This window comes from Legionella sp., assembly GCF_049790535.1.
Lineage (GTDB): Bacteria > Pseudomonadota > Gammaproteobacteria > Legionellales > Legionellaceae > Legionella.
The window spans coordinates 19,546-30,650 of the sequence record NZ_JBAQZB010000079.1 but is presented as its reverse complement, the minus strand read 5'-3'; the positions used below and the strand labels follow the sequence as shown (position 1 = coordinate 30,650).

The window sequence follows — 11,105 nt, the reverse complement described above, 5'->3', positions numbered from 1 at the left end:
GTAGCAGACTCTATGTAAGGTGAAGTGCTGGCAGAACCTAAGACTCCTGCTAAAGTTGATGCTGCAGCATCAGCAGTTAAACTGTAACTAAGACGTTTGGTGTAATCTTCTTGTTGTTTGAAGACAGTAGGATTAAGTAAGCCAATTAATGTTCCTGTTGCATCAAAAATTGCTATTAAAAAAAAAGTAATCATTGCTTTTAATGCTGTGACATTGGTAAGGTCTGAAAAATCGAGTTTTAGAAAAGTAGGTTCTAATGAGGGTGGAATTCCCCATAATCCTTGCCACGAAGTCATTCCTAATAGTAAGCTGATGGCACTGATACTGAGTATGCCAAGGATAATTGCTCCAGGAATTTTATAATAATCAAATGCTAATATGAGTAAAAATCCTAAGAAAAATAAGCCAGTTTCTGGTCTTTTAATATCACCAAGCCTCATTAAAGTATGAGTGTCATCAATGATGATTTGATTCGTTTGTAGGGCAATTAAAGCAATTAATAAACTAATACCGATTAAAATTGCAATTTGCAAATTATAAGGAATTGCTTCTATTAACAATCGCCTCATTCCCGTTAATGTTACTAAAAAAAACAATAATCCCGAAATAAAAACCATTGCTAAAGCATGTTGCCAATCAATCCCCATTCCTTGAACGACGCTGTATGAAAAATAAATATTTAATGCCATACCAGGAGCTACCCCAATAGGCGTATTAGCCATAATACCTGTTAAAGCACAGGCAAAAGCAGTGACGAGACAGGTAGCAGTAAATACAGCGCCTTGGTCCATACCCGCATCATGTAAGATAGTGGGGTTAACGAACGCTATATAAACCATGGTTAAAAAGGTTGTAACACCTGCCAGAATTTCTGTTCTTAAAGTAGTTCCTCTCAGGAAATAGGATTTTAAACGATTCATGATATAAGAATATCCCTATTTTATTGATTTTAAATAAGAACTTCCTGTAAAAAATTAGTCATTGCCAACCAAGAGCGCTTAGCAGCAACTGCATTATAAATAAGACCGAGTTGAGTATCATGAGCATTTGGATTAGTAAATGCGTGTTGCACAAGGCCATACACATGCAGTTGCCAATCTACTTTTTCCTCAGTCATTTCCTGACAAAATGCGTTGGCTACTTCTGGCTTGACCATAGGATCATCATAACCGTGTAAAGCTAAAATCTTAGCTTTAATTGCTTCTGTCTTCATTGTTCCCGGTTTATTTAATAAACCATGGAAACTTACTACACCTTTAATTTCTGCACCCGATCGTGCTAATTCCAGAGCGCACAGACCACCAAAACAAAATCCGATGATAGCAATGCGCTGACTATCTACCTCGGGCATGGTACTAACTGCATCAAAAGCAGCTCTCACTCGTTGGCGAAGTAACTCTTGATTCGAAACTAAAGGATGTATTAACGCTGATTTTTCTTCTGTAGTGCTCCCCAAACGCGCCTGGCCAAACATATCTAATGCAAAACCAACATAACCCATTTCAGCAAGCATTGTTGCTTTCTGACAAGCAAAGTCATTCCGCCCTGACCAATCATGGGCGACTATCACTGCCGGACGGCACTTTTTATTTTCATCATAAGCTAAAAAACCGTGTAATTCTTGCTCACGCTGCTTATAAATATAATTTGAAGTATGCATTTGCTATCCTTAACACCAATTATCACCATAGTCTAAATTAATTAGGAGAAATGTCTAGAATTTAAAGTTAATTAGCTAACTGATTAACTGCTGTTCAAATTAAGATGGAATACCCTTATTTGCGATCGGTGCTTTAACAGCATGCGGACTCCACATTACAAAAATTGGTCTAAACTAAAAATAAAAACTAGGGATTAACATCATGATAACCACCTCTTTAGCTCGCATAAAAGATATACTTCATGCTCAATTTTGTTATCAAGTATTTATTACTCCTATTCATTTTCCAATCGAAAAAGAATACCGAAATTTTGCAAAATTAGCCTGTGAATGGATGAAAGATGAACGCACCGAAGTAATTCATGAAGAGCAGCCTCGACATTATGTATTACATCATTTCATTCCACAAAATAATGGAAACGGCAAAAAAATTCTTATTGCTCATGGTTGGATGTCGCGTGCTGCATATATGATGCGTTTAAGTTATGCCTTACATCAACAAGGTTATGAAGTCTATGCTGTTGATTTTCCTGCTCATGGTGAAGCGAAAGGATTGCAGTTGCCATGGATGGATGCCGTTGCAATCATCAAAGCGATTCTGAATCAGCATGGGCCCTTCTATGGTGTTATTGGTCATTCCTTTGGTGGCTCCATGCTATTAAATACGTTAAATATAGCTGGGCAGCTTAGTGACTGGGGATTAAAGCATAAACCAGAACGGGCTGTACTCATTGCTTCACCCATTCAAATGCGTGGTCCAATTAATCATGTTGCTAAAAAATTAAAATTAAGTGCTTACGGATATCTACACTTACGTTATTTGATGGAGAATCAGGGCAAAATAAATTTAAACCGTGTACGATTACATCACTTCGTTTCGCAAACCCCCAATATTCCTTTTTTATGTATCCATGGGGCTCAAGACAAAACGGTAAACCCCAAAGAGTCCATCCGATTTTGTAATAAATATAAAAATGCAGATCTGCAGATATTACCTAATGCTAATCATGTGAGTGTATTAATGGATGAGCGAGTGGAACATCTGGTGTGTGACTTTTTGACCTAGGGAGGCAATTAACCTTCCTTCAAGAGCCAAGATCTTCCCCGAACAGATCATTTATTTTTTAGGCTTCGATAAACTGACGCAATTTTTTCATTGCATTTTTCTCGAGCTGGCGAACACGTTCAGCAGAAATACCATACTTTTCAGCTAAATCATGCAAGGTTAACTTATCATCTGCTAACCAGCGTTGCTGCAAAATATCCTGACTGCGTTCATCAAGTTGCTCTAAAGCAACCAAAAGTTTTTCACGCTCTCGATCATCAGTACTTTCTTTTTCCACCATTAAAGCAGGATCGTCATTAGCATTAAATAGATAACGCTCAGGGGAGGTATGAAAGTCATCTTTGTCATCAGTATCTGGAGCATTATAGGGAGAATCCATTGCATTCAAGCGTTGCTCCATAACTAAAACATCGTCGGTACTTACACCTAAGTCTTTTGCAACCGCTGCAACTTCCTCATGACTAAACCATCCCAAACGATTTTTCATTTGGCGAAGATTAAAAAATAATTTACGCTGCGCTTTAGTAGTCGCAATTTTGACAATACGCCAGTTACGCACTACAAACTCATGAATTTCTGCTTTAATCCAATGAACAGCAAAGGAAACAAGACGTACACCCATTTTGGGATCAAAGCGTTTCACTGCTTTCATCAAACCAACACTACCTTCTTGAATTAAATCATTTAAAGGTAAGCCATATCCCAAATAACCTCGGGCAACTCGGACAACATAACGCAAGTGCGCAAGAACCAGACGTCTCGCCGCCTCAATATCCCCTTCAGAATGAAAACGCTCTGCACAGTCGATTTCTTCCTCCAAGGTTAACATAGGAATTTGATTGACCCTATGAATATAGGCATCAAGGCTACCCACAGGTAAATTCATTGCAGCAAGTTGCAACTGTTGACTCATACTACTACTTCCTCTAGTCATAAAGCGCTAAAAACTATAATTGCGGTTCTATGGCCGCCAGCTGCCGTTTTATCGATAAACGAGCCCCTAACCACCCAAGTATAATAGCAAATAAAACAAGTAGCAATATCTGACGTAATGACAAAAGAGATAAGGAATAATGCATTTGATAAACAGTTGTCAATTGATTTACTGCCATACTTAAACTTAAAATAAAAATATTAACTAAAAAAACTGCAAAAACTGCTCCAATAGCTCCATACCAGGCCCCTGAATATAAAAAAGGTCTGAGGATAAATGGATCTTTAGCACCAATTAATTTTAAAACACGAATTTCTTCTTGCCGACTATGCAGAGTCAAACGTAAAGTGGTGCCAATAATCAAAACCACTGCCAGAGCCAATAAGGTTAATAAGGCATTAGCAAAATGAGCCATAAAACCTAGCAGGGCATCCAGACGTCGAATCCACTCCATATCTATCTTTGTCTGTTCAACGTCCGTAATGCCTTGTAATTGATGCGACAATGTCTCTAATTTTTCTGGTGAATCAACAATCATCGCATGAACCACATTAATTACCGCGGGCAAAGGATTGTCTGGTAAGTAACGCATAATATCCTGCATGCCTTCTTGTTGGGTTAATTCGACTAGCCCATCCGCAGCAGATTTCAATGAAGCCTGACTAACTCCTTCTGTGTTACGCACTTGCATTAATACTTGCTCCTGCTCTGTTTCCGTCAGCTCAGGCTTTAAATAAAGAGTAATATGTCCGCCACGCTGCCAACCAGCAGTCAATTTATCCATATTCGCGCTAAATACCCAAAAAAGAGCAGGTAATGCTAAAGCAATAGCGATAACTACAGAAGTCATTAACGTTGTTAATGATTTGCTGCACAAATAATTCAAACTCTGAGTAGCTGCTTGAATATGATAAGCCAAAAGTAGACGCAATTTTTTTATCACAACACTCTCCCTGCTTTGAGTGTTACAATGCGATGTTTCATACGTGCAATCAAAGGCAGGTCATGCGTAGCAATTAATACACTCACCCCGACCTGATTAAATTGTTCAAAAAGAGACATAATTTCGCTAGAAAGTTGGGGATCCAAATTTCCTGTGGGTTCATCCGCTAAAAGCAAGGCAGGTTTATGTACTACCGCGCGAGCAATACCTACTCGTTGTTGCTCCCCTCCTGATAAATGAGGTGGCAACATCTTTTCTTTATTCAATAATCCCACCATATCCAAGGCAGCATGCACTCGTTTAGCAATCATGAGCTTAGAAGTACCTTGAATGTGCAGCGGCAGAGCCACGTTATCAAAAACAGTGCGATCATTAAGTAAATAAGGTGATTGAAATGTAATGCCTAACTGACTGCGATAAGCTGCTACATCGCGACGCTTTAGATTATTTAATCGCATTCCATTGACCATCACTTGTCCCGAAGTAGGCCATTCTAAAAGAGCAATCAATTTCAACAAAGTACTTTTCCCTGCTCCCGAAGAACCTGTGAGAAAAACCATTTCTCCTTTTTGTAAAAAAAAGTTGACTTGATTTAAGGCTTCAAAACCTCCTGGGTAGCGTTTACTGACTTGGTAAAATGTGATCATGAAACAATGCACCCACAAATTGTTCAGCATCAAAAGGACGTAAATCTTCTATCCCTTCACCAACTCCTATGTAACGAAAAGGTATTTCCAATTCATTGGCAATTGCAAATAATATACCGCCTTTCGCAGTTCCATCCAACTTAGTCATGGTAATACCAGTCAATTCAATTGCTTCATGAAATTGTCGTGCCTGCACCAAAGCATTTTGCCCTATACTAGCATCTAATATTAACATCGTTTCATGCGGTGCCTGTGGACAAAGTTTCTGCAAAACACGTTTCACCTTTTTTAATTCATCCATTAAATTGTTCTGGGTATGTAAACGCCCTGCTGTATCCGCAATTAATACATCTATTTTACGCGCTCTGGCAGCCTGCAATGCATCAAAGATAACTGAAGCACTATCTGCTCCCGTCTGTTGCGCGATTACGGGAATGTCATTACGCTCACCCCAAACTTGCAACTGCTCCACTGCTGCTGCTCTAAAAGTATCTCCAGCAGCGAGCATGACTTTTTTACCTTGTTGTTGAAATTGTTTTGCTAATTTACCAATGGTGGTCGTTTTGCCCGCCCCATTAACACCAACCATTAAAATAACAAACGGTGAATTCTCTTCGCTATGTAGGGTTAGTGGTCTATTTTGTTGATGCAAAATCTCTTGTAAATGCAACTTCAATGCATCATAGACCGCATCACCATTTGTTAATTGCTTACGCTGCAAACCATCAGCCAATTTCTTGAGCACATCCTGTGTGGTGTCTATGCCTAAATCAGCACTAATTAACAACGTTTCTAATTCATCTAATAAATCAGGGCTGATTTCTTTTTTGCCTAATAATAAACGACCAATCCCATCCCCTAACTGATGGCGGGTTTTGCTTAATCCTTTCCTGAAACGAGCAAAAATACCCTCTTTCGTGCTTTCAGATTCTGGCTCAATACGTTCATTCTGCACCTCTAGTAAAGGCTCAATAATTTCCTGCGACGTATCTCTTTTTGACAGGCTTTCATCCTGGCTTCGTTTAAACCATTTAATCATATTAGTGTACAAATCCTAAAAAATGTGAAATTCTATTGTCTTTTATACTTTGAGGTTAATTTGTGCGCAAAATACTCATCACATTGTTAATGGTACTATCTTGCCAGACCTTCAGCCAAGTTCAAGAGTATATCTTGAATAATGGATTAAAAATATTGGTAAAAGAAGATCATCGTGTTCCCATTGCCGTATCCATGATTTGGTATGATGTCGGATCCGCAGACGAACCAGGTGGCATCACCGGAGTTTCGCATGCCATTGAACACCTAATGTTTAAAGGAACAAAAAAATATCCTTTAGGCATATTTTCTCAGAAAATCGCATCAATTGGCGGCCAATCGAACGCATTTACTAATAATGATTACACTGCTTTTTTTGAAAAAACTGTGGCATCACAGCTAGCAACCAGTTTCGAATTAGAAGCAGACCGCATGAATAATTTACTTCTTAACGCTGATGAATTTACCAAAGAAATAAAAGTTATCCAAGAGGAACGCCGTTTACGTACTGAAGATAATCCACAAGCGCTTACCTTTGAACGCTTTTTAGCAACTGCTCATTTAGCAGCACCTTACAATCATCCGGTAATTGGCTGGATGAGTGATCTGCAGCAAATGACAGTGAACGATGTAAAAAAATGGTATGAATGCTATTACGCCCCTAATAATGCAACTTTAGTTGTTGTGGGTGATGTTCAAGCAGAGCAAGTTCATACTTTAGCCGAACATTATTTTGGAGCTTTGCCCAAACGCATCATTCCACAAAGAAAGCAACAAATAGAACCACCTATTTTAGGTAAAAAATTAGTACAGGTGCAAGGAAACGCAAAATTACCTTTAGTAATGCTTGGCTATTCAGTACCCGTAGTTACTATGGCAAAAAATACCTTTGAACCCTATGCATTAGAACTTATCGCCGGCATTTTAGATGCTAGTGAAAGCTCTCGTTTTACTAAAAATCTGATTCGCGGTAAACACATAGCCACCGCTGCTAGTACCTATTACAACCTCTATAGCCGCTATCAAACACAATTTATTGTCTATGGGATTCCCACTCAAAATGAACCCCCTAATATTTTGCAAAAGGCATTAATTGCTGAGTTGGTTGATTTGCAAAAAAATCCGGTGAGTGAAAATGAACTGCAACGCATAAAAAATCAAATCATTGCAGAAAAAACTTATGAAAAAGATTCCATCTTTGGGCAGGCTAATGAATTAGGATTGTTGGAAACCATAGGACTGGGATGGAAAAAAGCCGATGAGTATATTCAAGTAATAAATTCAGTAACTGCAGCGCAAATTCAACAAACAGCCCAACGCTATTTTCAAGAAAATAATATGACTGTAGCTCTATTAAAACCCGAAATCCAACCCAAGGGGAACCCATGAGAATTTTTAATACTTGCCTTATAGCATTGGCAATTAGCCTCTCACAGACTGTCGTAGCGTTTCAAATGAAGTCTACTGAAAAATGGCAAACTGCAAACGGAGTTCAGGTCGTATTTTATCCTACACCAGAAGTACCCATGTTGGATGTAAGTCTAGCCTTTGCTGCAGGCTCATCTTACGACGGTAAACATTACGGTTTAAGCTCATTAACCAGTCGCATGATGAATCAGGGAAATGCAGGACAGGATGCCACAACTATTGCTGAGTCATTAGCCGATACGGGGGCACAATTTAATATTCAAGTCAATCGTGACATGGTTGTTTTCAATCTAAGAACTTTAGTTAGCAAAAACGCTTTAGCGCAATCAAGTAAAACCTTTGCGCAAATTATTAACCATCCTGACTTTCCAGATGAAGCATTCATTCATGAAAAAAAACAACTATTAATGGCTATTAAACAGGAACAAGAATCTCCGGAGGAGATCGCTAACCTCAATTTTTTCAAAGCCTTATACCAGCAACATCCCTACGCTCATCCCATTAATGGTACTAAAGAAACATTGAATTCGATCAATAAAAATCAGTTGCTTAAATTTTATCATCATTATTACACAGGGACTAATGCGGTGCTGGTCATGGTCGGAAGTATTAGCAGTCAGACCGCTCATCAATTAGCAACGCAATTTACCCAGGAACTGCCTATAGGTAATCCTGCTCCCCGCATCACTCAAGCACTCCCATTAACCCAGGCAGAAAAGCTCAACACGCCTTTTCCTTCAACACAAACGATGATACGTCTCGGTCAAATTGGTATTGATCACCATAATTCATCTTACTTTCCGCTTTTGGTAGGTAATTATATTTTAGGTGGCGGTTCTTTAGTTTCTCGCTTAGCAATTGAGGTACGAGAAAAGCGCGGCTTAACCTATGGTGTAAATAGCCAGTTTGCTCCCATGTCGGGGGAAGGCCCCTTTATCATTAGCTTATCTACACGTAATAAACAAACAAAACAGGCCTTAAGTATTATCCAAGATGTGTTGCATAACTACATCCACAATGGTCCTGACGATCAAGAGTTAGAAGCAGCAAAACAATACCTTATTGGCAGTTTTCCCCTTTCCTTAGCCAGTAATCGTACTATTGCCGACTTATTACTGCGTATGACCTTTTATCATTTACCTGATAATTATGTGGATACTTATGTGACTAGCATTAATAAGGTCAGCAAAGATGAAATTAAAGAAGCATTCAAAAAACACGTGGATCCAGATAAATTACTTCTTGTAACGGTGGGACAATCTTGAAACAAGAAATTCGAATTATAGGGGGGCAATATCGCGGTAAAAAACTGCATTTTCCAAATGTAGAGGGTTTAAGGCCCACCCCTGACCGCGTACGTGAAACAGTGTTTAACTGGCTAATGCATGATGTTAGAAACGCTCTTTGCCTTGATGCATTTGCCGGCAGTGGGGCTTTAGGTCTGGAAGCATTTTCTAGAGGAGCTGCGCAAGTAACCTTTATAGAGAAATCATCACCAACTCATGCCAATTTAAAAAAAATCATTCTATCGTTTAATAATCCTATTTTAAAACTAATAAAAACGGACGCTTGTACCTATCTACAAAACAGTAATGAACAATTTGATATCATCTTTCTAGATCCCCCCTTTGCACAAAATTATCTTCCTCAATGCATTGCTCACATAGCGCAAAACAATCTTTTAATACAGGGAGGATTGCTTTATCTGGAATCTCCTACAACAATTACTCTGGAAGATAAACAGTGGCGGCAAATTAAATTCAAACAGTCAGGACAAGTTTTTTATGGATTATTTGAGAAACTTTAATAAACTTGGGTTTTGGACAAGAAATCTATAACAGCTTTGGCACTAGATCGCAGAGTTTGGCAAATAAATCGTAAAACTTAGACAGCGGAAAAGAAATTATGAGCTAGTCACTTCGATAAGCTTGACAAGGAGCCTAGCTCCTGTTTCAATCAAATCAATATTATCAGACAGAAAAGAATTTTGAATGAAGAACAAACTTGCTATGCTGTTTATTGCTTCAATCCTGCTTGTCGGTTGTAAGTGTACTGGTCTATTTAAAAAACCACCTGTAAACAATCCCAGTGATGATGCCACTATTAAATTAGCCGAAGCAGCAGTTTCAGTAAGTGATTCTATGCACGAAATGGCACGCATTGAAAAGGTCGTTATTCCCCCTCACAAAGATAATATCTTAAGGATTCCTAACGCTTATAATTTGCAAGCCAGGGCCAGTGTTGATTGGTCTGGTCCAATAGAAGAATTAACCTCCCGAATTGCAAAAGCCGCACATTTTAAAGTGCGTACATTAGGAAAGGTTCCTTCCATACCCATTTTAATTAGCTTAACCATTAAAGATCAAAGTTTAGCTGAAATTCTTCGTGATATTGATTACCAAGCAGGTAAAAAAGCTTATATTCACGTTTACCCTAACAGTCAGGTTGTTGAATTACGTTATGCCAAAAATTACTCTTAGTTTAACCATTATTTTGTCTGCTTTATTGCTAGCATGTACAACACGTTACATGGGCGACACCTCATCATTAGCTGGCATTCAAGCAATGGCGAATACTACTGTAAAAGAAAAAACTAAGAGACAATCAGGTAAATTTCGTCAAATGGCTCTTAAAGAAACTGCGTTAAGCCTTGGGGCACAAGCTGGTTTGGCATGGCGTGCAAAATCCATCGATGAAGAATTGAGCAAACAAAGCCGAACGCTTGACACCATCTATGATTTTAATTCTCTGGTACTTGAGCACAATATCTTACCCCCAGTGTTGCTAGAGGGTAGAAATACGCTCAATCTTGCCGATGCACAGAACATTCGTATTTCTGACCGCACTTACAAAGTTTATAAACAAGCGCGTTTTGTAACTACCCCCCCGACTTGGCGCCAATATTTATGGCTGGATTATGTACAACCCGAATTCCCAAATGTCACCCTGTTACCTAAAACTAAAATAGAAAGGAAAATTTGGTGCATTTATACAGCAAAAGGTTGGAAAAAAGGTGCTGAACAAGCAAATGTCATCATGGAAGAAAATATTGCTCGCATTAAAGAGGATTTCAACGGAATGATCTTGTACAGAAAATTATTGGCCATGAATATGGTATCACCTCCTTATGTCTCTAATACTGACTTGGGTGTAACTGGTGATGCTTCTGAAATTCATATTGACGATCGTGTATTAAGAATCACTGCATTACCTGCACTGAACATAAACAGTAATGAGTGGCGAGCTGCAGTTAGCAAAGATGAAAATGCGTTGGAACAGTTTAAAAATATGGAAAAATTAGCAAATCAGTCTAAAATTATTATAACAAATAAATCGTGGCAACCGACCATTACGCCAACAAATTAATTAAGAAATTATGACTAATATGT

12 protein-coding genes are annotated in these 11,105 nt (G+C 38.6%); 6 read left to right on the top strand and 6 right to left on the bottom strand.

Annotated elements, in window-relative coordinates; all coding sequences use genetic code 11:
- Both WA877_RS04465 and WA877_RS04460 read right to left on the bottom strand, forming a co-directional pair.
- Nucleotides 1-920, bottom strand: a 920-nt coding sequence (locus WA877_RS04465) for an NCS2 family permease (protein WP_425169735.1), incomplete at its 3' end; no start/stop codon positions are given.
- Nucleotides 921-949: 29 nt separating this feature from the next.
- The gene (locus WA877_RS04460; protein WP_425169734.1) at nt 950-1,660 is read right to left on the bottom strand and encodes a dienelactone hydrolase family protein; all 711 of its coding nucleotides are present in this window, start codon (nt 1,658-1,660) and stop codon (nt 950-952) included.
- Between the two features lie 202 nt (nt 1,661-1,862).
- Between WA877_RS04460 and WA877_RS04455 the strand changes: the two genes are divergently transcribed.
- The gene (locus tag WA877_RS04455; RefSeq protein ID WP_425169733.1) at nt 1,863-2,726 is read left to right on the top strand and encodes an alpha/beta hydrolase; all 864 of its coding nucleotides are present in this window, start codon (nt 1,863-1,865) and stop codon (nt 2,724-2,726) included.
- Between the two features lie 58 nt (nt 2,727-2,784).
- Here WA877_RS04455 and rpoH read toward each other — a convergent pair whose 3' ends face one another.
- Genes rpoH through ftsY form a run of 4 tightly spaced genes read right to left on the bottom strand, consistent with a single transcriptional unit; the run spans nt 2,785 to nt 6,289 of the window.
- Entirely contained in the window at nt 2,785-3,639 is an 855-nt protein-coding gene (gene rpoH / locus WA877_RS04450) for an RNA polymerase sigma factor RpoH (protein ID WP_425169732.1), read from the bottom strand.
- 34 nt (nt 3,640-3,673) lie between these two features.
- The gene (gene ftsX, locus WA877_RS04445; RefSeq protein ID WP_425169731.1) at nt 3,674-4,603 is read right to left on the bottom strand and encodes a permease-like cell division protein FtsX; all 930 of its coding nucleotides are present in this window, start codon (nt 4,601-4,603) and stop codon (nt 3,674-3,676) included.
- Nucleotides 4,600-5,250, bottom strand: coding sequence for a cell division ATP-binding protein FtsE (gene ftsE, locus WA877_RS04440; RefSeq protein WP_425169730.1), 651 nt, complete (start codon nt 5,248-5,250; stop codon nt 4,600-4,602). Before ftsE ends, ftsX begins: the two co-directional genes overlap by 4 nt.
- Nucleotides 5,225-6,289, bottom strand: coding sequence for a signal recognition particle-docking protein FtsY (ftsY, locus tag WA877_RS04435; RefSeq protein ID WP_425169729.1), 1,065 nt, complete (start codon nt 6,287-6,289; stop codon nt 5,225-5,227). Before ftsY ends, ftsE begins: the two co-directional genes overlap by 26 nt.
- 62 nt (nt 6,290-6,351) lie before the next feature.
- Between ftsY and WA877_RS04430 the strand changes: the two genes are divergently transcribed.
- The 5 genes from WA877_RS04430 to WA877_RS04410 all read left to right on the top strand — a co-directional run bounded on the left by WA877_RS04430 (nt 6,352) and on the right by WA877_RS04410 (nt 11,082).
- Nucleotides 6,352-7,677 (top strand): M16 family metallopeptidase, encoded by a 1,326-nt coding sequence (locus tag WA877_RS04430; RefSeq protein ID WP_425169728.1) that lies wholly within the window; start codon nt 6,352-6,354, stop codon nt 7,675-7,677.
- Complete coding sequence (locus tag WA877_RS04425) at nt 7,674-8,981, top strand: M16 family metallopeptidase (RefSeq protein ID WP_425169727.1); 1,308 nt, start codon at nt 7,674-7,676, stop codon at nt 8,979-8,981. Before WA877_RS04430 ends, WA877_RS04425 begins: the two co-directional genes overlap by 4 nt.
- Nucleotides 8,978-9,523, top strand: a complete 546-nt coding sequence (rsmD, locus tag WA877_RS04420; RefSeq protein WP_425169726.1) for a 16S rRNA (guanine(966)-N(2))-methyltransferase RsmD — start codon at nt 8,978-8,980, stop codon at nt 9,521-9,523. The genes WA877_RS04425 and rsmD overlap by 4 nt, the downstream gene beginning before the upstream one ends.
- A gap of 184 nt (nt 9,524-9,707) precedes the next feature.
- Nucleotides 9,708-10,196 carry a type IVB secretion system lipoprotein DotD gene (dotD, locus tag WA877_RS04415; protein ID WP_425169725.1) on the top strand — a complete coding sequence of 163 codons (489 nt, stop codon included), beginning with the start codon at nt 9,708-9,710 and terminating at the stop codon, nt 10,194-10,196.
- Complete coding sequence (locus WA877_RS04410; protein ID WP_425169724.1) at nt 10,177-11,082, top strand: type IV secretion system DotC family protein; 906 nt, start codon at nt 10,177-10,179, stop codon at nt 11,080-11,082. The genes dotD and WA877_RS04410 overlap by 20 nt, the downstream gene beginning before the upstream one ends.
- The last annotated feature ends 23 nt before the right edge of the window (nt 11,083-11,105 follow it).